Annotated in this window: 25 protein-coding genes and 1 pseudogene; 25 read left to right on the plus strand and 1 reads right to left on the minus strand. The window is 44.0% G+C overall.

Going from position 1 to position 24,278, the window contains the following annotated elements; translation table 11 throughout:
• The first annotated feature begins 1 nt into the window (after position 1).
• The 15 genes and pseudogenes from AC04Q6_RS01300 (at position 2) to rpsA (ending at position 13,733) form a co-directional block, all read left to right on the plus strand.
• Positions 2–436, plus strand: a complete 435-nt coding sequence (locus AC04Q6_RS01300) for a metallophosphoesterase (RefSeq protein ID WP_476389480.1) — start codon at positions 2–4, stop codon at positions 434–436.
• A gap of 43 nt (positions 437–479) precedes the next feature.
• Entirely contained in the window at positions 480–800 is a 321-nt protein-coding gene (locus tag AC04Q6_RS01305; RefSeq protein ID WP_476389481.1) for a hypothetical protein, read from the plus strand.
• Positions 801–818: 18 nt separating this feature from the next.
• A pseudogene (locus tag AC04Q6_RS01310) lies at positions 819–1,605 on the plus strand (segregation and condensation protein A).
• 23 nt (positions 1,606–1,628) lie between these two features.
• Positions 1,629–2,198 carry an SMC-Scp complex subunit ScpB gene (scpB, locus tag AC04Q6_RS01315; protein WP_021977779.1) on the plus strand — a complete coding sequence of 190 codons (570 nt, stop codon included), beginning with the start codon at positions 1,629–1,631 and terminating at the stop codon, positions 2,196–2,198.
• Positions 2,199–2,285: 87 nt separating this feature from the next.
• On the plus strand, positions 2,286–3,083 hold the full coding sequence (locus tag AC04Q6_RS01320; protein WP_476389482.1) for a zinc dependent phospholipase C family protein: 798 nt from the start codon (positions 2,286–2,288) through the stop codon (positions 3,081–3,083).
• A gap of 110 nt (positions 3,084–3,193) precedes the next feature.
• Entirely contained in the window at positions 3,194–4,417 is a 1,224-nt protein-coding gene (locus AC04Q6_RS01325) for a D-alanyl-D-alanine carboxypeptidase family protein (RefSeq protein ID WP_021977781.1), read from the plus strand.
• 141 nt (positions 4,418–4,558) lie between these two features.
• On the plus strand, positions 4,559–5,995 hold the full coding sequence (locus AC04Q6_RS01330) for an acyl-CoA carboxylase subunit beta (RefSeq protein WP_118071452.1): 1,437 nt from the start codon (positions 4,559–4,561) through the stop codon (positions 5,993–5,995).
• Between the two features lie 13 nt (positions 5,996–6,008).
• Complete coding sequence (locus AC04Q6_RS01335; protein WP_021977783.1) at positions 6,009–6,773, plus strand: OadG family transporter subunit; 765 nt, start codon at positions 6,009–6,011, stop codon at positions 6,771–6,773.
• Between the two features lie 23 nt (positions 6,774–6,796).
• Entirely contained in the window at positions 6,797–7,174 is a 378-nt protein-coding gene (locus AC04Q6_RS01340) for a biotin/lipoyl-containing protein (protein ID WP_118071451.1), read from the plus strand.
• A 15-nt stretch (positions 7,175–7,189) separates the two neighbouring features.
• Positions 7,190–8,338, plus strand: a complete 1,149-nt coding sequence (locus tag AC04Q6_RS01345; RefSeq protein ID WP_476389483.1) for a sodium ion-translocating decarboxylase subunit beta — start codon at positions 7,190–7,192, stop codon at positions 8,336–8,338.
• A gap of 36 nt (positions 8,339–8,374) precedes the next feature.
• Complete coding sequence (locus AC04Q6_RS01350) at positions 8,375–9,787, plus strand: oxaloacetate decarboxylase subunit alpha (RefSeq protein ID WP_118071450.1); 1,413 nt, start codon at positions 8,375–8,377, stop codon at positions 9,785–9,787.
• A gap of 103 nt (positions 9,788–9,890) precedes the next feature.
• Positions 9,891–11,120 (plus strand): BaiN/RdsA family NAD(P)/FAD-dependent oxidoreductase, encoded by a 1,230-nt coding sequence (locus AC04Q6_RS01355; RefSeq protein WP_021977787.1) that lies wholly within the window; start codon positions 9,891–9,893, stop codon positions 11,118–11,120.
• Between the two features lie 27 nt (positions 11,121–11,147).
• The gene (cmk, locus tag AC04Q6_RS01360) at positions 11,148–11,813 is read left to right on the plus strand and encodes a (d)CMP kinase (protein WP_021977788.1); all 666 of its coding nucleotides are present in this window, start codon (positions 11,148–11,150) and stop codon (positions 11,811–11,813) included.
• Positions 11,810–12,676 (plus strand): 4-hydroxy-3-methylbut-2-enyl diphosphate reductase, encoded by an 867-nt coding sequence (ispH, locus tag AC04Q6_RS01365; RefSeq protein ID WP_118062937.1) that lies wholly within the window; start codon positions 11,810–11,812, stop codon positions 12,674–12,676. The genes cmk and ispH overlap by 4 nt, the downstream gene beginning before the upstream one ends.
• Complete coding sequence (rpsA, locus tag AC04Q6_RS01370; protein WP_021976537.1) at positions 12,657–13,733, plus strand: 30S ribosomal protein S1; 1,077 nt, start codon at positions 12,657–12,659, stop codon at positions 13,731–13,733. The genes ispH and rpsA overlap by 20 nt, the downstream gene beginning before the upstream one ends.
• A 156-nt stretch (positions 13,734–13,889) precedes the next feature.
• Here the strand turns inward: rpsA and AC04Q6_RS01375 are convergent, their stop codons facing one another.
• Entirely contained in the window at positions 13,890–14,909 is a 1,020-nt protein-coding gene (locus tag AC04Q6_RS01375) for a ribonuclease H-like domain-containing protein (protein ID WP_021976538.1), read from the minus strand.
• A 462-nt stretch (positions 14,910–15,371) separates the two neighbouring features.
• Here AC04Q6_RS01375 and rsxC point away from each other — a divergent pair, with 462 nt between their 5' ends.
• The 10 genes from rsxC to ruvA (AC04Q6_RS01425) all read left to right on the plus strand — a co-directional run bounded on the left by rsxC (position 15,372) and on the right by ruvA (AC04Q6_RS01425) (position 24,055).
• Positions 15,372–16,697, plus strand: coding sequence for an electron transport complex subunit RsxC (rsxC, locus tag AC04Q6_RS01380; RefSeq protein ID WP_021976539.1), 1,326 nt, complete (start codon positions 15,372–15,374; stop codon positions 16,695–16,697).
• A 14-nt stretch (positions 16,698–16,711) separates the two neighbouring features.
• Entirely contained in the window at positions 16,712–17,686 is a 975-nt protein-coding gene (locus tag AC04Q6_RS01385) for an RnfABCDGE type electron transport complex subunit D (protein ID WP_118071449.1), read from the plus strand.
• Positions 17,686–18,264 (plus strand): RnfABCDGE type electron transport complex subunit G, encoded by a 579-nt coding sequence (locus AC04Q6_RS01390; RefSeq protein ID WP_021976541.1) that lies wholly within the window; start codon positions 17,686–17,688, stop codon positions 18,262–18,264. The genes AC04Q6_RS01385 and AC04Q6_RS01390 overlap by 1 nt, the downstream gene beginning before the upstream one ends.
• 14 nt (positions 18,265–18,278) lie before the next feature.
• Positions 18,279–18,983 (plus strand): electron transport complex subunit RsxE, encoded by a 705-nt coding sequence (gene rsxE, locus AC04Q6_RS01395; RefSeq protein WP_021976542.1) that lies wholly within the window; start codon positions 18,279–18,281, stop codon positions 18,981–18,983.
• Between the two features lie 14 nt (positions 18,984–18,997).
• Positions 18,998–19,573 carry an electron transport complex protein RnfA gene (locus tag AC04Q6_RS01400; protein ID WP_021976543.1) on the plus strand — a complete coding sequence of 192 codons (576 nt, stop codon included), beginning with the start codon at positions 18,998–19,000 and terminating at the stop codon, positions 19,571–19,573.
• Between the two features lie 13 nt (positions 19,574–19,586).
• Entirely contained in the window at positions 19,587–20,378 is a 792-nt protein-coding gene (locus AC04Q6_RS01405; RefSeq protein ID WP_021976544.1) for an RnfABCDGE type electron transport complex subunit B, read from the plus strand.
• 347 nt (positions 20,379–20,725) lie between these two features.
• Positions 20,726–22,081 carry a GH1 family beta-glucosidase gene (locus AC04Q6_RS01410; RefSeq protein ID WP_118062933.1) on the plus strand — a complete coding sequence of 452 codons (1,356 nt, stop codon included), beginning with the start codon at positions 20,726–20,728 and terminating at the stop codon, positions 22,079–22,081.
• A 167-nt stretch (positions 22,082–22,248) separates the two neighbouring features.
• Positions 22,249–23,313: a tryptophan--tRNA ligase gene (gene trpS, locus AC04Q6_RS01415; RefSeq protein WP_476389484.1), complete on the plus strand. Its 1,065-nt coding sequence runs from the start codon at positions 22,249–22,251 to the stop codon at positions 23,311–23,313.
• 129 nt (positions 23,314–23,442) lie between these two features.
• Positions 23,443–23,730, plus strand: a complete 288-nt coding sequence (ruvA, locus tag AC04Q6_RS01420; protein ID WP_476389485.1) for a Holliday junction branch migration protein RuvA — start codon at positions 23,443–23,445, stop codon at positions 23,728–23,730.
• 7 nt (positions 23,731–23,737) lie between these two features.
• The gene (gene ruvA / locus AC04Q6_RS01425) at positions 23,738–24,055 is read left to right on the plus strand and encodes a Holliday junction branch migration protein RuvA (RefSeq protein WP_476389486.1); all 318 of its coding nucleotides are present in this window, start codon (positions 23,738–23,740) and stop codon (positions 24,053–24,055) included.
• The last annotated feature ends 223 nt before the right edge of the window (positions 24,056–24,278 follow it).

The following is a 24,278-nucleotide window of genomic DNA, read 5'->3' on the forward strand; positions in this document are numbered from 1 at the left end:
AATGAAAAAATTCAGAATAAAAAAATACCAGATTTATACGAATAAAATCCGGAATCTGGAAGGGATACGATTTGTTTTACTTGCAGATCTTCATGGATTTTCTTACGGAAGAGATAATGCCGGACTTATTGAAGCGATACGCAGGGAAAAACCGGATGCTGTACTGTCAGCCGGAGATATGGCGGTACGTACCTGTCCGGATACGCTGGTGACTGCATGCAAATTGCTGAAAGAGCTTGCACAGTATTTTCCGGTATATTATGCCCTGGGAAATCATGAATATAAAATGTCTCTTTCAGAAGAAAACGGAAAACAATACAGGATATATGAAAAAACGCTGAAAAAGGCGGGGGTGCATATTCTGAGAAATGAACATGACACATGCGATCCTGAAAGGAAACAGCATCTGTTTCTGGGGGCTGGAACTGCCTATTGAATATTATCATAAGCCAAGATCTCCCAAACTAAAAAAAGAAGTCATGGAAAAACTGATAGGAAAACCGGGAAGAAATGGAATGCAGGTTCTCCTGGCACATAACCCCAAATACGGAAAAACATATTATGAATGGGGTGCAGATATGATCTTGTCCGGACATTATCATGGAGGTGTTGTACGATTCAGTGAGCATCATGGGCTTTCTTCTCCTCAGTATCTGGTATTGCCGCCTTTCTGCTGCGGAGATTTTCATAAGGGAAACCAGCACATGTTTGTCAGTGCAGGACTTGGAGAGCATACGCTTCCTCTGAGGATACGCAACCCAAGAGAATTGCTGGTGATTGATGTAAAACCTTCCGAATAAATGAAATGAGGAAATGTTATGGCAATATCTGTTAAATTAAATGTGTTTGAGGGTCCGTTGGATCTGCTGCTGCATCTGATTGACAAAAACAAGATTGATATCTATGATATTCCTATTGTGGAGATCACAGACCAGTATATGGAATATCTGCATTCCATGGAGAAGGAAGATCTTGGCGTTATGAGCGAGTTTCTGGTCATGGCAGCTACTCTTCTGGATATCAAATGCAAAATGCTCCTTCCTAAAGAAATCAACGAAGAAGGTGAAGAGGAAGATCCGAGAGCAGAACTGGTGCAGAAACTTCTGGAATATAAGATGTACAAATATATGTCCTATGAATTAAGGGACAGACTCGGGGACGCGGCAGGAGTTTATTACCGGAAACAGGATCTTCCGGAGGAAGTGCTGCAATATGCACCACCATCTGATCCACAGGAACTCCTGCGGGGGCTGACACTGGAAAAGATGAGTGCGATTTATCAGAGCTTGATCCGCAGGCAGGAAAATAAAATTGATCCTATCCGAAGCAAATTTGGCCGGATCGAAAAAGAAGAAATTTCATTGTCAGACAAACTCCTGGAGATGCGGGACTATGCAAAAGAACATCGTAAATTCAGTTTTCGGCAGCTGATGGAAGATCAGCATTCCAGAGTACAGCTGATCGTTACGTTTCTTTCGATTTTGGAGCTGATGAAAATGGGACAATGTTCATGCAGAACAGGCAGATCTTTTTGATGATATTCACATAGAAGTTATCACGGATCCGGAAACATGGAAGAATCTGACAGAGTTTGCGGAAGAATAACACAGCAGGAATGAGGACGATAAGTGGAAATCAAACGAATTGAAGGGGAAATTGAAGCGATTCTTTTTGCAATGGGCGAAGCAGTAGAATTAAGCCGTATTGCCAAAGCAATCCAGCAGGATGTTACAACAACAGAGAATATCATCCGCAATATGATGATTCATTATCAGGAGGAAGAACGGGGAATTCAGATTATTGAATTAGAGAATTCCTTTCAGCTTTGCACAAAAAAAGAATATTACGATTCCCTTATAAGGATTGCTGCACAGCCGAAAAAACCAACGTTGACAGATGTTATGCTTGAGACACTTTCGATCATTGCCTACAAACAGCCTGTCACAAAAGCAGAAATTGAAAAAATCCGTGGTGTGAAATGTGATCATGCCATTAATAAATTGATGGATTATGATCTGGTGAGAGAACTTGGCCGTCTGGATGCACCGGGACGTCCGATCCTTCTTGGAACAACGGAGGAATTTTTGCGCTGCTTTGGTGTTCAGGGCCTTGATGAACTTCCGGAAATGGATCCTGTTCAGCTGGAAGATTTTAAGGCGGAGGCTGAGGAAGAAATTCAGTTGAAACTGGATGTATAGAAAGCAGAAGACATTAACAGATACCAGAATCTGCTGTACAGGGGGAGGATTATGTCTACTTTATAAGCAAAAGAGGAGGAACAGAAAATGCCCACAACTTACACACATGATCTTTTTGGAAAAAGGGTTTGCCGAAAACTTCCTGAAAAATTGCAGCATCTGATCCGCAGCAATGGAAATCTGTATCGGATCGGACAGCATGGCCCGGATATTCTCTTTTATTATTTTATATCAAAAAATCCGGTGACACAGTATGGAGTAAAGATGCATGGAGAAAAAGCAAGGGAATTTTTTGAAAAAGGTATGGCCAGGGTCAGGAAAGAAAAAAATCCGGCACTGATGGCATATATGCTGGGATTTGGATGCCACTATATTCTGGATTCTACCTGTCACCCCTATGTAAACCAGGTAGCAAAAGAGGGCAAGATTTCCCATACACTTCTGGAAAAAGAATTTGACCGTATGCTGATGTATGAGACTGGAAAGAATCCTCTGCATTTTTATCCGTCCCACGGTATCCGCGCAAATTTTTTCAGTGCTTGGACGATTCATCAGGTACTGCCGGCTATTCGTACCTGGAATATTTACCTGTCACTGAAGATGATGAAGATTTTTACCTGTATTCTGGTATGCGATGATGGAGGAAGAAAGAAAAGACTTTCAGAACATGCTCTTTCTCCGGCAGGAAAGAAACGAGCTGCTTTTATCACAGAGTTTTTTATGAGCCCGGAACTGGAGGTTGATTGCAGAAAAGAACTTCTGAAACTGGACAGCCTTATGGAAGAAGCTCTGGAAAAAGCACCGGATATGCTTGAAGAACTCTCTGCGCTGGCAGTTCGTCCGGGACATCTTTCCGAACGATGGAATCTGACTTTTAATGGATAACAAGTTTGACAGATAAAAAGAGAAAGTTATATCACGGAGACACTTCTGCATAAAATTAAAAATATAATGGTTACTGCAAACAATTATAGAAATGTGTGTGGGGTGATCGTATGAAAAACAGGCGTATGGCCGCTGTCGTGCTGATGACAGCGGTCCTTATTATTCTGCAGATTTTTCCTGTGTGGGCAAAAGAGGAGCAGCTTTATGCACTCTCAGCGGTTCTTATGGACGGAGAAACCGGACGGGTGCTGTATGGAAAAGAAGCTTATAAAGGACGGCCCAATGCCAGTACTACAAAAGTCATGACCTGCATTCTGGCGCTGGAAATGGCTTCCGGAGACGATTATGTACAGGTTTCCAGAAATGCCGCATCACAGCCACAGACACACCTGGGAATGCGGGAAGGCCAGCAGTTTTATTTGGAAGATCTGTTATATTCGCTGATGCTGAAAAGCCATAATGATACGGCAGTAGCCATTGCAGAACATATTGGCGGCTCTGTGGAAAAGTTTGCGCTCCTGATGAATGAAAAAGCAAAATCACTGGGATGTACAGACACACATTTTGTAACGCCAAATGGGCTGGATGCAGAAGATGAAGGAGGAGTTCATCATACAACTGCCAGAGATCTGGCACTGATCATGGCATATGCCATAAAAAATGCGACATTTGTCCATATCACACAGACCAGGGATTATACATTCTCAGATATTTCCGGAAAGGAACATTATTCGGTTCATAATACCAATGCATTTCTGGATATGGAGACTGGTGTGATTTCCGGAAAAACCGGTTTCACCGGCAATGCCGGATACTGTTATGTCTGTGCTGTACGACAGGATGAAAAACTGTTTATTGTGGCACTGCTTGGATGTGGCTGGCCCGGAAACAAAAATTACAAATGGTCCGATACGAAAAAACTGCTGTCTTATGGCAGGGAAAATTACAGTTATGTGCTTCTCCCGGATCTTCCGGACCTTCCGGAAATCACAGTGACAGATGCTGTGCCGGAGGAAAACAGTCCATACCCGGAGAAAGATAAAGATTCAGCATATCCGGAACAATTGCAGAGGAGATTAAAAGTACATGCGTCTCTGCCGGAGAAAGAGCAGACGAAAAGATATCTTCTGAAAAAAACAGAAACAATTATATGGGAAACAGAACTTCCGGATAAAATAGCAGCACCTGTACGTGAAAATCAGAAGATCGGTACACTTCATGCAATGCTGAATGGAAAAGAAATAGTCTCCTGTTCTGTGACATCGAATGAAAAAATCGGCAGAATCACCTATAAATGGTATGTAAATAAGATTTTTCAGGATTATTTTCACTGATCGGTCGACCCCTGACATCTGTCAGGGGTTAATTTTTTAACATTCATGACGAAAAGTATTGAATTTTCGCTTAAAAAAAGGTACAATTATACTCGGCTGAATTTTTGGTTATATTAATAAAAAAATGGAGGGCATAGTATAATGAGTAATGCGACACAAAGCGTAGCGGCTGCAAGGATCAATTCCCTGCTTGACGCCAACAGTTTTGTTGAGATCGGACAGGCTGTCACAGCCAGAACTACAGATTTCAACATGACTGAAAAAAAGGCACCTTCAGACGGTGTGATCACCGGATATGGTGTGATTGACGGCAGCCTGGTATATGTATACAGCCAGGATGCATCTGTACTGAACGGAACAGTTGGTGAGATGCATGCCAAAAAGATCGCCAAAATTTATGATCTTGCTCTGAAAGTTGGAGCACCTGTTATCGGTCTTGTAGACTGTGCGGGACTTCGTCTTCAGGAGGCTACCGATGCACTTGAGGCATTTGGTGAGATCTATCTGAAACAGACACTGGCATCCGGTGTTATTCCACAGATCACTGCTGTTTTCGGAACATGCGGCGGTGGAATGGCAGTTGTACCGGCTCTTACAGACTTTACATTTGTAGAGGAGAAGAAGGGCAGACTGTTTGTAAACACTCCAAATGCGCTGGAAGGAAACAGAGTGGAAAAATGCGATTCAGCTTCCGCCCAGTTCCAGAGTGAGGAGACAGGACTTGTTGATGGTATCGGAACAGAGGATGAGATTCTTGGACAGATCCGCACACTGGTCAGCATGCTTCCTGAGAATAATGAAGACAATGACAGTTTTAAAGAATGCACAGACGACCTGAACAGAGTATGTGATGATATCGCGGGCTGCACAGGCGACACAGCAATCGCTCTTTCAAGAATCGCTGATAATGGTGAATTCTTTGAGACAAAGGCAGCTTACGGACAGGATATCGTAACAGGTTTTCTCCGCCTGAACGGAGCTACTGTTGGTGCAGTTGCAAACAGAAGTGAGTCTTATGACGCTGATGGTAATAAGACAGAGGTTTCTGATGGAACTCTTTCTTCCAGAGGCGCAAGAAAAGTAGCAGAGTTCGTAAAATTCTGTGACGCTTTCGAGGTTCCGGTACTTACTCTTACCAACGTAACCGGATTTAAAGCCACTCTCTGCAACGAGAAGATGATGGCTAAATCCGTAGGTGAGATGGTACATGCTTTTGCATCTGCAACGGTACCGAAGGTAAATGTTGTGATCGGTAAAGCATATGGAACTGCATACGTTGCCATGAACAGCAAATCTGTCGGAGCAGATATGGTTTATGCATGGGATAGCGCAGAGATCGGTATGATGGATGCTTCCCTTGCAGCCAAGATCATGTATGAGGGAGCTGACGCTACTACACTGAACGAGAAAGCAGCAGAGTATAAGGAGCTCCAGAACGGTATCGCATCTGCAGCAGCAAGAGGGTATGTGGATACTGTGATCAAAGCAGAAGATACAAGAAAATATGTAATCGGCGCTTTTGAGATGCTGTTCACAAAAAGGGAAGACCGTCCATCCAAAAAGCATGGAACAGTCTAAGTGAGGTGAGCGTATGAGACAGTTTTATAAAAAGATCTCTTCTGTCTGCATGGCATTCCTTTGCGTAGCCGCACTTCTGATCGGATGCACAGCTACTGCATGGGCTGCTGATGAGGTTGATGATTCTGTAAAGAGTCAGCTTGTTACAACAACAAAAGGCCTGACAGATGCGATCATCGCAATGTCCGAGGATGATATCCAGGGCTATCTGGAATCAGAGGATGCTTTCACACAGAGCGCAGCAAGCGCCTGGGACGGTTCCAGAGAAGAACTTGGTGAGAAAAAAGGTGATATCGATGAAAAAGATATCACAGTAGAGTATTCCGATGACCAGTACACCGTTGTTGTTCCGGTATCCTTCGAGAAAAACAAAGCGAATTTCACTTATGTATTTGATAAATCAGGAACACCGACTTCTCTTACTGTTGATGTGAATTATACACTGGCACAGAATATGGAGAAGGCAGCCCTGAACACACTGATGGGTCTTGGTACCGTATTTGTGATCCTGGCATTCCTGATCTTTGTGATCTCTCTTTTCAAATATATTCCTGGCCTTGTGGAAGGAAAGAAAAAAGAGAGCGCACCGGCACCGGCAGCCGCAGCACCGGCACCAGCCGCTGCAGCACCAGTTGCTGAGCCAGTCGTAGAGGATGTTACAGATGATGGTGAGCTTGTTGCCGTGATTGCAGCAGCGATTGCTGCTTCTGAAGGAAAGACAAGCACAGACGGATTTGTAGTCCGCTCCATCCGTAAGATCAACCGCAGAAAAAGATAATCATTATTTAGGAGGATTTTAAAATGAAGAGTTATACAATTACTGTTAACGGAACAGCATATGAAGTTACTGTAGAAGAGAACGGAAACGCAGCAGCTCCAGTTGCAGCAGCACCAAAAGCAGCAGCTCCGGCTCCTAAGGCAGCTCCGGCAGCACCAAAGGCAGCAGCTCCGGCAGCAGGCGCAGGTTCTGTTAAGGTTTCCGCAGCCGTTCCTGGAAAAGTTGTAAAAATCGTTGCATCTGTTGGACAGAGCGTAAAAGCCGGTGACAGCGTAGTGATCGTTGAGTCCATGAAGATGGAAATCCCGGTTGTTGCTCCTCAGGACGGAACGATCGCCAGCATCGATGTTGCAGAGGGTGCTGCCGTTGAAAATGGAGATACTCTTGCAACAATGAACTAAACAGGAGGTAGACAAATGTCTTATGTAACAAATACCCTGTCAAACCTGATCCATCAGACAGCATTTTTCAACCTTACCTGGGGAAACTACCTGATGATCGCAGTGGCATGTGTGTTCTTATATCTTGCCATTAAACATGGTTTTGAGCCGCTGCTGTTGGTTCCGATCGCTTTTGGTATGCTTCTGGTAAATATTTATCCGGACATTATGCTGAGCATTGAGGATTCATCCAATGGCGTTGGCGGACTTCTTCATTATTTTTACTTACTGGATGAGTGGAGTATTCTTCCTTCACTGATCTTCCTGGGTGTCGGTGCGATGACAGACTTCGGTCCGCTGATCGCAAACCCGATCAGTTTCCTGATGGGAGCAGCTGCACAGCTTGGTATTTACCTTGCATACTTCCTTGCAATTTTCCTTGGATTCAACGGAAAAGCAGCAGCAGCGATCTCTATCATCGGTGGTGCTGATGGCCCGACTTCCATTTTCCTTGCAGGTAAGCTTGGACAGTCTTCTCTTATGGGACCGATCGCAGTAGCAGCATATTCTTATATGTCTCTGGTACCGATCATCCAGCCTCCGATCATGAAGGCGTTCACAACAGAGGAAGAGCGTAAGATCAAAATGGCGCAGCTTCGTCCTGTTACAAAACTTGAGAAGATCCTTTTCCCGATCGTTATCACAATCGTTGTTTGCCTGATCCTTCCGACAACAGCTCCACTTGTTGGTATGCTGATGCTCGGAAACCTGTTCCGTGAGTCCGGAGTTGTTAAACAGCTTTCTGAGACAGCTTCCAACGCACTTATGTACATCGTAGTAATCCTTCTTGGAACATCTGTAGGTGCTTCCACAAGTGCTGAGGCGTTCCTGAACGTAGATACACTGAAGATCGTAGTTCTTGGCCTTGTAGCCTTTGCCTGCGGTACTTTTGGTGGTGTCATGCTTGGTAAGCTTCTTTGCAAGGTTACTCATGGAAAGATCAACCCGCTGATCGGATCCGCCGGTGTTTCTGCCGTTCCTATGGCAGCCCGTGTATCCCAGAAGGTTGGTGCTGAGGCAGATCCTACAAACTTCCTGCTAATCCATGCGATGGGACCGAACGTTGCCGGTGTTATCGGTACAGCTGTTGCTGCCGGTACATTCATGGCTATCTTTGGCGTCTGATCCATCGTCTTATAAAATTTTGTAAGGAGAATAATTATGGCAGAAATAGAGAAAAAACCTGTGAAAGTTGTGGAAACGATCCTGCGTGACGCTCATCAGTCCCTGATCGCTACACGTATGAGCACAGAGCAGATGCTTCCGATCATTGATAAGCTCGATAAAGTCGGCTACTATGCAGTTGAGTGCTGGGGCGGTGCTACTTTCGATGCTTCCTTACGTTTCCTGAAAGAGGATCCGTGGGAAAGACTTCGTAAGCTTCGCGACGGCTTCAAAAATACAAAACTTCAGATGCTGTTCCGTGGACAGAATATCCTTGGATATCGTCCATATGCAGATGATGTAGTAGAATATTTTGTACAGAAATCCGCAGCTAACGGTATCGATATCATTCGTATCTTTGACTGTATGAATGACCTTCGTAATCTTCAGACAGCTGTAAAAGCAGCAAACAAGGAAAAAGCACATGCACAGGTTGCAATGGCTTACACACTTGGAGATGCTTACACACTTGATTACTGGACAGACCTTGCAAAACGTATCGAGGATATGGGTGCAGATTCTATCTGTATCAAAGATATGGCAGGTCTTCTTGTTCCGTACAAGGCTACTGAGCTTGTTCAGGCCCTGAAAGAGACTGTTAAGATCCCGATCGATCTTCATTCTCACTATACATCCGGTGTTGCTTCCATGACATACATGAAAGCAGTAGAGGCTGGCGTTGACATCATCGACACAGCTATGTCACCATTTGCGCTTGGAACATCCCAGCCGGCAACAGAAGTTATGGTTGAGACATTCAAGGGAACACCATATGATACAGGATTTGACCAGCAGCTTCTTGCTGAGATCGCTGACTACTTCCGTCCGATGCGTGATGAGGCACTTGATACAGGCCTTCTGAATCCGAAGAACCTTGGCGTAAACATCAAGACTCTTCTGTATCAGGTACCAGGTGGAATGCTTTCCAACCTGACATCACAGCTGAAAGAGCAGCATGCTGAGGATAAGTTCTACGAGGTACTTGAGGAAGTTCCGCGTGTTCGTAAAGATCTCGGTGAGCCGCCACTTGTTACACCGTCTTCTCAGATCGTTGGTACACAGGCTGTATTTAACGTGATCATGGGCGAGCGTTACAAAGTTGTGACAAAAGAGACAAAAGACGTATTAAGCGGTAAGTATGGCGCAACAGCCAGACCGTTTAACCCGGAAGTGCAGAAGAAGTGTATCGGTGATGTAGAGCCGATCACATGCCGCCCGGCAGATCTTCTGGAGGATGAGCTTGATAAGCTTGAGAGTGAGATGGCACAGTACAAGGAGCAGGATGAGGATGTTCTGACATACGCACTGTTCCCACAGGTTGCCATGGACTTCTTTAAATATCGTCAGGCTCAGAAGACCAAAGTTGATGAAACTGTGGCAGATACCAAGAACGGCGCATACCCGGTATAAAGCACACATAGAAATGCAGACGCATTTCAATACAGGAAAAGGAGCTTGCTGTATGCAGGCTCCTTTGTGCATAAAAAAGATAAAAAAGGCAGGATAACAGGTAATGTCCAAAGTTGCGATCATAGGCGGCGGTGCCGCCGGAATGCTCTGCGGTGTATATGCTGCGCGCAGAGGACACCAGGTTCACATACTGGAAAAAAACGAGAAACTTGGAAAAAAGCTTTTCATCACCGGAAAGGGACGGTGCAACGTCACCAATGATTCCGATACCGAAGAACTTTTTCCGGCAGTGATGTCAAACCGTAAATTTCTTTACAGCGCTTTCTACACCTATGGAAGCAGAGATGTGATGGAATTTTTTGAGGAAGCAGGAGTGCCGCTGAAAACAGAGCGTGGAAACCGGGTTTTTCCGGTATCGGATCATTCATCAGATATTATCCGTGCGCTTGAACGGGAACTGAAAAAAGCCGGAGCGCAGATCCATCTTCATACAGAGGTAAAGGAAGTTTGTACGCAGGATGAAAAAGTTACCGGCGTATTACTTTCGGACGGTACCTTTTTTGAAGCTGATGCAGTGGTAGTTGCCACAGGAGGGCTTTCCTACCCGTCCACAGGCTCCACTGGAGACGGATATCGTTTTGCTGCTGAGACGGGGCATAAAGTTGTTTCCCAGTCACCATCACTGGTGCCACTGGTGGCAAAAGAAGATTATGTCTCCAAACTTCAGGGACTTTCCCTTCGGAATGTGGAACTGACAGTAAGATCCGGCAAAAAAGTCCTCTATAAAGACTTTGGCGAGATGATGTTTACTCATTTCGGAGTTACAGGACCCTTGATCCTTTCTGCAAGTGCCCAGATCGGCAAAAAACTGGAAAAAGAGCCTTTGCAGGCTTTCCTGGATCTGAAGCCGGCGCTTGATGCAGAACAGCTTGACGCCCGGATCCTGCGTGAATTTGATGCAAATCATAACAAACAGTTTAAAAATGTGATCGGTGTTCTTTTTCCGTCTTCTCTGACTCCGATCATGATCGAAATTGGCGGTATCCCCGGGGAGAAACCGGTACATGAGATCTCCAGGGAAGAGCGTCAGGCTTTTGGCCGTCTGATCAAAGCTTTTCCATTTACGATCACGGGAATGGGAGAGTTTAAGGAAGCGATCATCACAAGAGGCGGTGTGTCAGTAAAAGAGATACAGCCATCCACGATGGAATCCAAAAAAGTAAAAAATCTGTATTTTACAGGCGAAGTGCTTGACCTGGATGCAGTGACCGGTGGCTATAATCTTCAGATCGCGTGGTCTACAGCATATGCGGCAGCACAGGCGATCGAATAACAGAAAAGAGGAAGGGAGCATTTGATTATGGGTATTAATATTGCAATTGACGGACCGGCAGGTGCAGGAAAAAGCACAATTGCAAAAAAAGTGGCAAAGGAGCTGTCCTTTATCTATGTAGATACAGGAGCAATGTACCGGGCCATGGCATTTTATCTTCTGGAAAAAGGAATCAGCGGTGATGAAAATATCTCCAAAGCATGTCATGATGCAGATATTTCTATCCGTTACGAGAATGGAGAACAGCAGGTGATTCTTAATGGAAAGAATGTAACGGCATTTCTCCGTAAGGAAGAGGTTGGAAATATGGCATCGGTAAGTTCTGCCAATCCGGAAGTGCGCGCGCATCTTCTGAAACTGCAGCGCAACCTTGCGGCCGAGAACAATGTAGTTATGGACGGAAGAGATATCGGAACCACTATTCTTCCCAATGCAGAAGTAAAAATCTTTTTGACTGCAAGTGCCAAAACCCGCGCAAACAGAAGATATCTGGAACTTACAGAGAAGGGTGAAGCCTGCGATATGGATGAAATCCTGAAAGATATCATTGACAGAGATGAGAGAGATATGAGCCGCGCCGTTTCCCCGCTTAAACAGGCAGAGGATGCAGTTCTTGTTGATTCTTCAGAGATGGGGATTGAGGAAGTGGTTGAGAGTATCCTTTCTGTATACAGGAAAAAGGTGAATGGATGAAGGTAAAAGTTGCAGAAACTGCCGGATTCTGTTTTGGCGTACAGAGAGCAGTAGACCGTGTTTATGACCTGATCGGTTCCGATGCTGCACCGATCTACACACTGGGCCCGATCATCCATAATGAGGAAGTCGTCTCAGATCTGGAAAAAAAAGGCGTGGCTGTGATCAGCGAGGAGGATCTTGCCACTTTAAAAGATGGCACCGTTGTGATACGTTCCCACGGAGTCGGCCGTAAAGTCTATGACAAGATTAAAAAATATGGCCTCGGGTATGTGGATGTCACCTGTCCTTTTGTGCTGAAGATCCACAAGATCGTTGAGAGAGAAAGTGCCAGAGGTGCCCATATTGTGATCATTGGTGACCCGGATCACCCGGAAGTTCAGGGAATCTGCGGATGGTGTCAGGGACCGTACACTGTGATCAAAAATGCCGAAGATGCTGAAAGATTCACCATTTCTCCGGAAAAAGAAGTGTGTGTAGTGTCACAGACGACATTTAATTACAACAAATTTCAAGAATTAGTTGAAATTCTTCGCAAAAAGAGTTATGATAATAATGTTTTAAATATTCTAAATATTTTAAACACTATTTGTAATGCTACCGAAGAACGGCAGAAAGAAGCTAAAGCGATAGCCGGAGAGGTAGACACTATGCTGGTCGTAGGCGGCCGACATAGTTCCAATACTCAAAAGCTGTTTGAAATATGTAAAAAGGAATGTGGAAATACTTACTATATACAAACACCTGTAGACTTGGATTCTGAAATGTTCCAATGCAGTAGTTGTGTAGGTATTACAGCAGGGGCTTCCACCCCAAAGAAAATTATTGAGGAGGTTCAAGAACATGTCAGAGTTAAGTTTTGAACAGATGCTGGAAGATTCCGTAAAAACAATCAGAAATGGAGAGATCGTACAGGGTACCGTCATCGATGTTAAAGATGATGAGATCATCCTGAATATCGGCTATAAAGCAGACGGTATCATCACAAAGAACGAGTACACAAACGATTCAAGCGTTGTGCTTACAGATGTTGTTAAACCTGGCGATACCATGGAAGCAAAAGTTCTCAAAGTAAATGACGGAGAGGGACAGGTTACACTGACCTACAAACGTCTTGCTGCAGAGAAAGGCAACAAACGTCTTGAGGAGGCATTCGAGAACCAGGAGGTTCTGAAAGCTCCTGTAACACAGGTACTTGACGGTGGTCTTTGTGTTAATGTTGAGGAAGCAAGAGTATTTATTCCTGCAAGCCTTGTATCCGACACATATGAGAAAGACCTTTCCAAATATGCAGATCAGGAGATTGAGTTCGTTATCACAGAGTTCAACCCAAGAAGACGCCGTATCATCGGTAACCGTAAACAGCTTCTTCTTGCTGAGAAAGCTGAGAAACAGAAAGAGCTTCTTGCTAAGATCAACGTTGGTGACAAAGTTGAGGGTGTTGTTAAGAATGTTACAGATTTCGGTGCATTCATCGACCTCGGCGGAGCAGACGGACTTCTTCACATCTCTGAGATGTCCTGGGGCAGAGTAGAGAACCCGAAGAAAGTCTTCAACGTAGGCGATAAAGTTACAGTTCTTATCAAAGATATCAACGGAGATAAGATCGCACTTTCCCTTAAATTCCCGGAGGAGAACCCATGGCTTACAGCTGCTGAGGACTTCGCAGTAGGAAACGTAGTAAAAGGTAAAGTTGCACGTATGACAGATTTCGGTGCATTTGTTGAGCTTGCACCTGGAGTAGATGCACTTCTTCATGTATCTCAGATCTCCAGAGAGCACGTTGCAAAACCATCTGATGTACTTTCCATCGGCCAGGAGATCGAGGCTAAAGTTGTTGATTTCAACGGCGAGGACAGAAAGATCAGCCTCAGCATGAAAGCACTTGAGGATCATTCTGCAGAGCAGACAGAGGAGTAATTTTCTCAGAAACTGTACAGAAGATATTATATTTTGAAATTTCAGAGGCCGTCACTGCAAATGTGACGGCCTTTTTTGAGGAAGATTTTTTATTTTGTCAGAAAAAGCGAGTCCTTTGAGAAGGGCTCGCTTTTTCAGTATATGAGAGGGACGACGTTATTTCAGGATGGAAAGATAATATGGAAGACAGTGTTTCAGATAGGTTTTTTGTTTTAAAGGATTTTTCAGAAAATCTTCTGTTACAGGGAACCAGGTGTAGCAGGTTTCCTTTCTGGCAGGTCTGCGGAGCTTTTTATCCATGCAGGCACTTAATGTTTTGGGCATTGCAGTGTCTTCAGAAGGAATGTAATCATAATCCTTGTAATTGGAGTAATATTGCTTTAATCGTCCGTTTTGAGATTTTACGAGAAGACGAACACGATCTTTTTGTCCTGTTATGTAGAATTCTTCACTATGATTTGAGAACTCTACAGGCATATCATAAAAAATTTTAATAGTAAAAGTCAATTGTTCGTCTTGAATTTCACAATCCAGAGCTTCGTAATCTTCTTCAAAGAGAGCAAGATAAGACAGCATGGAAAATATTTTTCCAAGGCCAAGAAGATCTTCCTGATTGTGTCCCATAACGACTTCCCCTGCTTCCGGTTTCTTTCCGGAAGCGAATTGTTTATAAAGACGGATACATGCACCTCCATCACAGTAAATACGATCCGTGATGCCCAGGAAAGCTTCTATAGAAGGCTGATTCATTCTGGAGAGTTTAAGGAGCCCTTTCAAAGGCTTTAACTGTCGATAAAGATCCATAGAAGGCAGGCTTTTAAAAGGAGACGGAAGCCCGTGGATCTGATAGCGTGCTTCCAGATAAGGCTGGTCAAAACTGTCTCCGTTATACTGGATTGTACAGGAAAACTTTTCCAGAAATTTCGAAAATGTTTTAAGAAGTTCGTATTCTTCATCCTCATTTTCGATCATCCACTGATACATCTGCCAGTTATTTTCTTCGTAGGTGACGGCACCGACCAAATACAGAAAAGTGGAATTTCGTGATAGTCCTGTAGTTTCGATATCATAGAAAAGTGGTGCAAAGTGTTCTGAAAAAACGTGATTTCTAGTCAATTTTTTAACAGTCTCAAAGTCTGGAAACCCTTGTAAAATCGGCATTTTTTTAACAATCATGTTAATTTCCTCCTTTATGGATTGTATCTGATTATACACAAAAAAAATGTTTTTCTATAGTGCAATTTAAGGTGAAATGAGTTATAGTATATTAGTAGAGTTGATGAAAAAAACAGGAAATGGTACTGGATTTATGTGGGAATTGACAGTGAGAAAAAATGACTACTATCACTTCATAAATTGGTTTTTCATCTATCATTCTCTTGAGAGAATTGTGAGTATTTCTTACTGAAGTATATCACAGCATGGCATAGGGAATCAATCTTTCATACATAGCTGGACAGGGATGAGGGATTTCCTGGTTGCTGTTCATTCCATGAGCAGTAACACTTCCGGTTCATCTGAAAGAAGAGAAAAAAGAAAAATCAGAAACACGGGAATCAACTTTGAAAATAAGTGTATGCACAGCACGGAAACGCAATGTGCATGTACTTGCAAAGAATAAAGGAGGAGATGAGATCTATGGCATTTTTAACCTTCAGGGGTGGTATCCATCCTTATGACGGCAAAGATTTGTCAAAAAACTGTCCTGTTGAGAAGTATCTGCCGAAAGGAGATCTGGCAATTCTTGTTTCTCAGCACATCGGAGCTCCGGCCAAGCCCATCGTAAAAAAAGGTGATCATGTGCTTGCAGGACAGAAAATCGCAGAAGCAGGAGGATTTGTTTCCGCCCCGATACATTCGTCTGTATCAGGAACTGTAAAGGGAATCGAGAAGCGTCTGACAGCAGTAGGCGCCATGGGAGATGCGATCATCATTGAGAATGACGGTCTGTACGAATCTGTGGAATACACACCTGCCAAACTTTCGGATCTTTCCAAAGAAGATATCCTGAAAAGAATTCAGGAAGGCGGAGTTGTAGGACAGGGCGGTGCAGGTTTCCCGACCCATGTAAAGCTTTCACCTAAAGAACCGGACAAGATCGACCATATCCTGGTAAACGGTGCGGAGTGTGAGCCATACATTACCAGTGACTACCGCAGAATGATGGAAGAACCGGAAAGCGTTGTAGGCGGACTGGAAGTAATCCTGAAAGCTTTCCCGAAAGCGGTGGGCTGTATCTGTATTGAGGACAACAAACCGGACTGTATTGCCAAGATGAAAGAAGCCATTAAAGGCAAAGAACGTATGGAAGTAAAAGAACTCAAGACCAAATACCCGCAGGGTGGTGAGCGTACATTGATCTATGCGGTAACAGGCAGAGAGATCAATTCTACCATGCTTCCGGCAGACGTAGGATGCGTGGTTGATAACGTAGAGACCGTTACTTCTGTTTATAAAGCAGTAATCCTGGGACAGCCGGTTATCAGCCGTAATGTCACAGTGACCGGAGACGGTATCCGCACACCGAAGAACTTTTCCGTTCTTACAGGAACAGATCTGTCAGAACTGGTAGACGCTGCAGGTGGCCTGAAAGAAAAGATCGCAAAAGCAATTTCCGGCGGACCAATGATGGGATTTGCGCTGTATGATCTTCATATTCCATGTACGAAGACAACTTCTTCCCTGCTTTTCCTGGAGCGTGACGCAGTATCCGAAGCGAAACAGATTCAGACTGCATGTATCAACTGCGGACGTTGCGTAAGCGTCTGTCCAGGCCATGTGGTTCCCGCCCGTCTTGCAACTCTTGCAGAACACGGCGATATGGCAGGATTCGAAAAAATGGATGGTATGGAATGCTGTGAATGTGGCTGCTGCAGCTACATCTGCCCTGCCAAACGACCTCTGACTCAGAGTATTAAATCTATGAGAAAAATGGTTCTTGCTGAACGCAAGAAAAAGAAATAGGGGGAGGAATAACAATGGAACAAATGTATAACGTATCATCTAATCCCCATATCAGGGATAAAATGACGACCAGCCGTATTATGCAGCTGGTAGTGATCGCACTTCTGCCTGCGACATTTTTCGGTATCTGGAATTTTGGTGCACATGCACTTCTTGTAATTCTGGCAACTGTTGCATCCAGTGTGTTTTTTGAATGGCTGTATGACCGCCTGATGCATAAAAAGAATACAACTACTGATTTCAGTGCAGTTGTAACAGGACTTCTGCTTGCACTGAACATGCCTCCGCAGATTCCGATCTGGATGCCGATCCTTGGCAGCTTTGTTGCAATTATCATTGTAAAACAGTTATTCGGAGGACTTGGACAGAACTTTATGAACCCGGCTCTTGCCGGAAGATGTTTCCTTATGCTTTCTTTTGCGGGAAAGATGACTAATTTTGCAGTATCAAAAAGTTCACATGCAATTGTAGATACTGTTTCACAGGCAACACCTCTGGCAACTCTGAAAAATCAGGGATTTATTGAAGGAACTTCCATTCCTGTAAAAAATCTGTTCCTTGGTAATATCCAGGGTACGATCGGTGAGACTTCCGCCCTGGCGATTCTCATCGGTGCAGTGATTCTTCTTGCATTTAAGATCATTGATCTGAAAGTTCCACTTACATATATCGGAAGTTTTTCAGTTTTTTTGATTTTTTACATGATTGCTACAGGTAATACTGATGTAAATTATTTCTTCAGTGAGATTTTCGGAGGCGGTCTGATGCTTGGCGCATGGTTTATGGCTACTGACTACGTAACTACGCCGATCACCCCAAAGGGACAGCTGGTATATGGTTGCTGCCTGGGTATTCTGACAGCAGTATTACGTTTCTTTGGCCCTTCCGCAGAAGGTGTTTCCTATGCGATCATTATCTGTAACCTGGTAGTTCCGCTTATTGAAAAAGTAACAAAACCGGTTGTTTTTGGAAAAGGAGGCAGGAAATAATGAGTAAGATTATCAGAAATACATTGATCCTTACGATCATTACAGTAGTTGCCGGACTTGGACTTGGACTGGTTTATGAAGTTACAAAAGAGCCCATTGCAAGAACCGAAGAACAGGCAAAAAAAGAAGCGTGGCAGGCAGTGTTCAGTGATGTGAGTCTGGGAGAATTTAAACCGGTTGATGTAGATCAGGATGCTGCAGATAAAACCGTATCAGACCTTGATATAAAAGCTACTGTAGATGAAGTCTGTGAGGCTGCGGATGAAGGTTATGTAGTAACTGTAACAGATAAGGAAGGCTATGGCGGAGATATCAAGATCACCGTGGGAGTAACAAAAGATGGAACTGTAAGTGGTGTTTCCATTCTTTCCATCAGTGAGACTGCCGGACTTGGAATGCGGGCTACAGAGGCTAAGTTCCAGGAACAGTATGTTGGAAAAACTACCGATAAATTTTATGTATCCAAAGATGGCGGCGAGGGTGAGCCTATTGATGCTATCAGTGGTGCAACCATTACATCCAGAGCTTTTACCGGTGCAGTTAATACAGCTATCGGCTATTGCAAAAACGCATTTTAGGAGGGTAGTTGAATATGAATAATTGTGGTGAAAGATTAAAAAACGGTATTATAACCGAAAATCCGATTTTCGTCCTGATGCTGGGTATGTGTCCTACTCTTGCGGTAACAACTTCAGCTATTAATGGTATTGGTATGGGACTTTCCACAACAGTAGTTCTGGTCATGTCCAATATGCTGATTTCCATGTTACGAAAAATAATTCCGGATTCTGTCAGAATGCCGGCCTTTATCGTAGTTGTAGCATCATTTGTAACCATTGTACAGTTTCTGATGGAAGGTTTTACTCCTTCTCTTTATGATTCACTTGGAATTTATATTCCTCTGATCGTTGTTAACTGTATCATTCTGGGACGTGCAGAGAGTTATGCTTCCAAAAATCCGGTCCTTCCATCTATCTTTGACGGACTTGGAATGGGACTTGGATTTACCGTCGGTCTGGTTGCCATTGGTCTTGTAAGAGAGATCCTTGGTTCCGGAAAAGCTTTCGGAGCACAGATCATTCCGGTTGCTGATGCAGCTACCGGTTCTGCCGGCTATACCCCGATCACTATTTTTATCCTTGCACCTGGAGCATTCCTGGTTCTTGCAGGACTTGCTGCAATCCAGAACAAGGTAAAGATTAACATGGCAAAGAAGGGCAAAGATGTTTCCAAGATCCAGTCCGGCTGCGGTTCCAACTGTGCAACCTGTGGCGGATGCCCTTCTGAAAAAGAATAAAGGGGGAATAGAATATGGCAAGCTTAATGTTAATTGCTATTGGTTCTGCACTTTGCAGTAACGTTGTATTAAGCCAGTTCCTTGGAATCTGTTCTTTCCTGGGCGTTTCCAAGAAAACTGAAACAGCAGCCGGCATGGGAGGAGCGGTTGTATTTGTTATCACGATCGCATCCTTTGTTGCTTCGCTGTTATATAAATTTATTCTGGTACCAACACATTTTGAGTATCTGAAAACAATCGTATTTATCCTTGTTATTGCGGCACTGGTACAGATCGTAGAAATGTTTCTCAAGAAATTCGTACCGTCTCTTTACAAGGCACTTGGTGTGTACCTTCCACTGATCACAACAAACTGTGCAGTTCTTGGTGTGGCGCTGAATAACGTAAAATATGAATACAGCATTCTTGAGAGTGTTGTAAACGGATTTGCAACAGGCGTAGGTTATCTGATCGCTATTGTATTACTTGCGGGAATCCGTGAAAAAATGGAATACAATGACATTCCGGAATCTTTCCAGGGTATGCCGATCGTTCTGCTTACAGCAGCACTGATGGCAATTGCATTCTTTGGATTCTCCGGAATCGTATAGGAGGAAGAAGAGCATGAGTATAACAGGAATTATTATGGCTGCAGTCATTGTCGGCGGTACTGGTTTATTCATTGGTATCTTCCTTGGACTTGCAGACAAGAAATTGACCGTGAAGGTAGATGAAAAGGAAGAAGCTATTCTTGGCGTTCTTCCTGGAAATAACTGCGGTGGCTGTGGATATCCGGGATGTTCCGGACTTGCTGCCGCAATCGCAAAAGGCGAAGCTCCTGTAGATCAGTGTCCGGTTGGCGGTGCTCCGGTTGCGGCCAAGATCGGTGCGATCATGGGACAGGAAGTAAAAGAAACCGCACGTCAGGTTGCTTTTGTAAAATGTGCGGGAACCTGTGATAAGACAACTGTGAAATATGAGTACACAGGTGTGGAAGACTGTGAGATGATGGCTTTCATTCCGGGCAGTGGTGCGAAGAACTGTACATATGGATGTATGGGATTTGGAAGCTGCGTAAAAGTATGTCCATTTGACGCTATTCATGTAGTAAATGGCATTGCAGTCGTAGATCAGGAAGCATGTAAGGCCTGCGGTAAATGCGTTGCAAAATGTCCGCGTCATCTGATCGAGCTTGTACCATATGACAAACAGATCCGTGTAGCCTGTGGCTCCCACGCCAAAGGTAAAGCAGTTACGACTGCCTGTGAGCTTGGCTGTATCGGATGTAAAAAATGTGAGAAAAACTGTCCGTCAGAGGCAATCACAGTTACGGATTTCTGTGCACACATTGATTACGACAAATGTACAGGATGCGGTAAATGTAAAGAAGTTTGCCCGAGACATATAATTCTGTAAGAGGGAAGAGAAGGCTGTCTGTCCGGAATATGTTTTCCGGATATGGCAGCCTTCTTTTTTTAACCAAATCAAGCAAGTCCCCACCCCCTGCTTCAATTACGAAAAGCAATAAGCAGTGGGTGGGGACTTGCTTGTATCAGGAGGAGTGGAAGCTCCTCCTGATAAACTGCGGAGCAGTTATTTGGTGTAGAGCTACGTAGCGAAGCGGATTGCGAATATCCGCTTGACGACTATAAGCAGTGCTTGACCGCGAAATCATGGTTCAGTATAATGAAATCAGGACCCAAATTAACCATTTTATTTATAAAAACAATATCGAAAAAGATATACTATAAAGGAGTGCCAATATGGGATTTGCAAAAGATTTTGTGTGGGGAGCAGCGACCAGTTCCTATCAGATAGAGGGAACTGGCAGAGATTCCGGAAAAGGACAGAATATCTGGGATGTTTTTACAAAAGAGCCGGGAAGAGTATATGAAGGCCATACTGGAGATATAGCCTGCGATCATTACCACAGATTCAGAGAAGACGTGGCATACATGAAAGAACTGGGGCTGAAGGGGTACCGCTTTTCCATTGACTGGTCCCGTGTGCTGCCGGAAGGAACCGGGAAAGTAAATGAAAAAGGAATTGATTTTTATAATGCATTGATCGATGAACTTCTGGAACAGGGAATTGAACCGTACATAACTTTGTATCACTGGGAACTTCCCTATGAGATTTATAAAAGAGGTGGCTGGATGAATCCGGAGATCGTGGAATGGTTCGGCCAGTATGCCCGTCTGGTGGCAGAACGTTTCAGTGACCGCGTAAAATATTTCTTTACATTAAATGAACCACAATGTTTTGTCGGCCTGGGATTTCTTCAGGGATGTCATGCACCTGGTGTGAAAGCGCCGCTACGTGATACTTTTGAGATGGCCCACAATGCTCTGAAAGCTCACGGAAGAGCTGTGCAGATGCTGCGTGCTTACGGAAAACAGAATGTGCAGATCGGTTATGCACCGACCAGTGGTATGTGTTATCCGGAGAAAGAAACGCCGAAAGATATTGAGGCTGCAAGAAAGGCACTTTTTGCGTTGCCGGATGATCTTTCCAACTGGACCTGGAATGTATCCTGGTGGTCTGATCCTGTTATTCTTGGTAAGTATCCGGAAGAAGGGATGAAAAAATATGAAAAATATCTGCCTGTGATCACGGATGAAGATATGAAGCTGATCTCTCAGCCTATTGATTTTTATGGACAGAATATTTATAACGGACGCTGCATTCGCATGGGGACAGATGGAAGGCCGGAAGAAGTAAGGCGACCGGCTGGTTTTCCAAAGACGGCAACCAACTGGCCGGTAACACCGGAAGCACTTTACTGGGGACCGAAATTTCTGTATGAAAGATATCGGAAACCGATTTACATTACAGAAAATGGAATGGCCTGCCACGATACGGTTTCCCAGGATGGTAAAGTCCACGATCCCAACCGAATTGATTTTCTGGCACGATATCTGAAAAATCTAAAACGGGCAGCAGAAGAGATTGATATAAGAGGATATTTCCAGTGGTCCTTGATGGATAATTTTGAATGGGATAAAGGTTATGCGGAACGGTTTGGGATCATTTATGTGGATTTTGAGACTCAGGAGAGAATCTGGAAGGATTCCGCTTACTGGTATCGTGACCTGATCCGCAGGAATGGTGACTTTTGAATAATTGTGCATCGAATTCTCGTTACTTGAGGCTGATAGATCCGGAAAAGTTGCTGTAAAATGCAAAATTACGGTAAAATAAACTGTTAAAAATATTTGACCAGACTATTTGAAAGGGCTATAATAAGATATAAAATATTCAGTATACTTCAAGGAGAACGAAATTCATGAGCAAGATTATTTTAACCGGCGACCGCCCGACGGGACGTCTTCATGTAGGTCATTATGTTGGATCACTGGCAGAGCGTGTGAAACTGCAGAATTCCGGCTTATATGACGAGATTTATATTATGATCGCAGATGCACAGGCACTTACAGATAATGCAGAACATCCTGAGAAAGTTCGCCAGAATATTCTGCAGGTTGCACTGGATTATCTGGCATGTGGACTTGACCCTGAAAAATCCAATATTTTTATTCAGTCCATGGTTCCGGAGCTGACAGAGCTGACTTTTTATTATATGAATCTGGTTACTGTAGCACGTGTGCAGCGCAATCCTACAGTTAAATCTGAAATTAAACAGCGTAATTTTGAAGCCAGCATTCCGGTTGGATTCTTCTGTTATCCGATCAGCCAGGCCGCAGATATCACAGCTTTTCGTGCAACGCATGTACCGGTAGGTGAAGATCAGCTTCCGATGCTTGAGCAGTGTAAGGAAATTGTTCATAAGTTTAATACAGTTTATGGTGAGACACTGACTGAGCCAGAGATCGTCCTTTCTTCAAATAAGGCATGCTTACGTCTTCCGGGTATCGATGGAAAAGCAAAAATGAGCAAGTCTCTCGGAAACTGTATTTATCTTTCTGATGAAGAAGATGTGGTTAAGAAGAAGATCATGTCCATGTTTACAGATCCGAATCATCTTCGGGTTCAGGATCCAGGACGCGTGGAAGGAAATCCGGTATTTATTTATCTGGATGCTTTCAGCCGGCCGGAGCGTTTTGAGGAGTTCCTGCCAGAGTATCAGAATCTTGATGAACTGAAGGCTCACTATCAGAGAGGTGGTCTTGGCGATGTAAAAGTTAAGAAATTCCTGAATAATGTAATGCAGGCGGAGCTTGGACCAATCCGTGAGAGAAGAAAAATGTGGGAGCAGCGTACTGCAGATGTATTTGATATCCTGAAAGCAGGTACAGAAGTTGCAAGAGAAAAAGCAGCTGCAACTCTTCATGATGTACGTTCTTCCATGCGTATCAATTATTTTGAAGATCAGGATTTTCTGAATCAGTAAATAATATTTATGTATACAGCATCAACCCGGGATTTGGATTCCGGGTTGATTTTTTATGAAAATTATGTTACTATTGCGTTCATATGGGAAACAGATGTTCAGTTGTTTCCGGGAAGGGAGCCGTTGGAGTTGATTTCTTTTGTAAAAGGTACAGTAGCAGATATCGTGGAGAATTGTCTGATCGTGGAGAATGGCGGACTTGGATATGAAATCTATATGACAGGGCAGGATCTCGGGAAGGTCCGCATAGGAGAAGAGAAAAAAATACATACGTTTCTTTATGTCAGAGAGGATATTCTGCAACTGTACGGCTTTTTTTCAAAAGATGATCTCAGTATGTTTAAACTTTTGATCGGTGTGAATGGTGTTGGCCCGAAGGGTGCGCTTGGTATCCTTTCCGGGATCAGGTGCGGATGAATTGCGTTTGCAGATACTTTCGGATGATGTAAAGACCATTTCCAAGGCTCCTGGAATTGGGAAGAAGACCGCCCAGAAAATGATTTTGGAGCTGAAAGATAAACTGAAGCTGGAGGATGCTTTTGAGATAAAACTCGCTCATCAGCAGGAGGAGGCTGCCATAGATGCTGCGGATCTTCGTGACAGTCGTCAGGAAGCAGTAGAGGCTCTGGTTGCGCTGGGATACAGTTCTGCGGATGCGCTCCGGGCAGTACGGAAAGTTCCGGAGGATGTACCGGCAGACGATGTGGAAGCAATCCTGCGGGCTGCATTGAAGAATTTCTAACCGAATCAAGTAAGTCCCCTGCTTCAATTGCGAAAAGCAATAAGCAGTGGGTGGGGACTTGCTTGTATCAGGAGTACAAGTCAACGTGATGGTATTCATTCCATGTAGCAGAGTGGAATATAAATATCCGCTTTACAAGAAATAGAACGGAGCATGACAGATGGAAAACAGGATCATTACAACGGACGTTACAGAAGAGGATTTTTCTCTGGAAGGGAATTTC

The sequence above is a fragment of the Blautia sp. HA9023 genome (genome assembly GCF_056504095.1).

What these genes read in the sequence shown, in the direction of transcription:
- AC04Q6_RS01300 (WP_476389480.1), top strand. Translation starts at nt 2, where the DNA reads ATGAAAAAATTCAGAATAAAAAAATACCAGATTTATACGAATAAAATC.
- AC04Q6_RS01305 (WP_476389481.1), top strand. Translation starts at nt 480, where the DNA reads ATGGAAAAACTGATAGGAAAACCGGGAAGAAATGGAATGCAGGTTCTC.
- AC04Q6_RS01320 (WP_476389482.1), top strand. Translation starts at nt 2,286, where the DNA reads ATGCCCACAACTTACACACATGATCTTTTTGGAAAAAGGGTTTGCCGA.
- AC04Q6_RS01325 (WP_021977781.1), top strand. Translation starts at nt 3,194, where the DNA reads ATGAAAAACAGGCGTATGGCCGCTGTCGTGCTGATGACAGCGGTCCTT.
- AC04Q6_RS01330 (WP_118071452.1), top strand. Translation starts at nt 4,559, where the DNA reads ATGAGTAATGCGACACAAAGCGTAGCGGCTGCAAGGATCAATTCCCTG.
- AC04Q6_RS01335 (WP_021977783.1), top strand. Translation starts at nt 6,009, where the DNA reads ATGAGACAGTTTTATAAAAAGATCTCTTCTGTCTGCATGGCATTCCTT.
- AC04Q6_RS01340 (WP_118071451.1), top strand. Translation starts at nt 6,797, where the DNA reads ATGAAGAGTTATACAATTACTGTTAACGGAACAGCATATGAAGTTACT.
- AC04Q6_RS01345 (WP_476389483.1), top strand. Translation starts at nt 7,190, where the DNA reads ATGTCTTATGTAACAAATACCCTGTCAAACCTGATCCATCAGACAGCA.
- AC04Q6_RS01350 (WP_118071450.1), top strand. Translation starts at nt 8,375, where the DNA reads ATGGCAGAAATAGAGAAAAAACCTGTGAAAGTTGTGGAAACGATCCTG.
- AC04Q6_RS01355 (WP_021977787.1), top strand. Translation starts at nt 9,891, where the DNA reads ATGTCCAAAGTTGCGATCATAGGCGGCGGTGCCGCCGGAATGCTCTGC.
- cmk (WP_021977788.1), top strand. Translation starts at nt 11,148, where the DNA reads ATGGGTATTAATATTGCAATTGACGGACCGGCAGGTGCAGGAAAAAGC.
- ispH (WP_118062937.1), top strand. Translation starts at nt 11,810, where the DNA reads ATGAAGGTAAAAGTTGCAGAAACTGCCGGATTCTGTTTTGGCGTACAG.
- rpsA (WP_021976537.1), top strand. Translation starts at nt 12,657, where the DNA reads ATGTCAGAGTTAAGTTTTGAACAGATGCTGGAAGATTCCGTAAAAACA.
- AC04Q6_RS01375 (WP_021976538.1), bottom strand. Translation starts at nt 14,909, where the DNA reads ATGATTGTTAAAAAAATGCCGATTTTACAAGGGTTTCCAGACTTTGAG.
- rsxC (WP_021976539.1), top strand. Translation starts at nt 15,372, where the DNA reads ATGGCATTTTTAACCTTCAGGGGTGGTATCCATCCTTATGACGGCAAA.
- AC04Q6_RS01385 (WP_118071449.1), top strand. Translation starts at nt 16,712, where the DNA reads ATGGAACAAATGTATAACGTATCATCTAATCCCCATATCAGGGATAAA.
- AC04Q6_RS01390 (WP_021976541.1), top strand. Translation starts at nt 17,686, where the DNA reads ATGAGTAAGATTATCAGAAATACATTGATCCTTACGATCATTACAGTA.
- rsxE (WP_021976542.1), top strand. Translation starts at nt 18,279, where the DNA reads ATGAATAATTGTGGTGAAAGATTAAAAAACGGTATTATAACCGAAAAT.
- AC04Q6_RS01400 (WP_021976543.1), top strand. Translation starts at nt 18,998, where the DNA reads ATGGCAAGCTTAATGTTAATTGCTATTGGTTCTGCACTTTGCAGTAAC.
- AC04Q6_RS01405 (WP_021976544.1), top strand. Translation starts at nt 19,587, where the DNA reads ATGAGTATAACAGGAATTATTATGGCTGCAGTCATTGTCGGCGGTACT.
- AC04Q6_RS01410 (WP_118062933.1), top strand. Translation starts at nt 20,726, where the DNA reads ATGGGATTTGCAAAAGATTTTGTGTGGGGAGCAGCGACCAGTTCCTAT.
- trpS (WP_476389484.1), top strand. Translation starts at nt 22,249, where the DNA reads ATGAGCAAGATTATTTTAACCGGCGACCGCCCGACGGGACGTCTTCAT.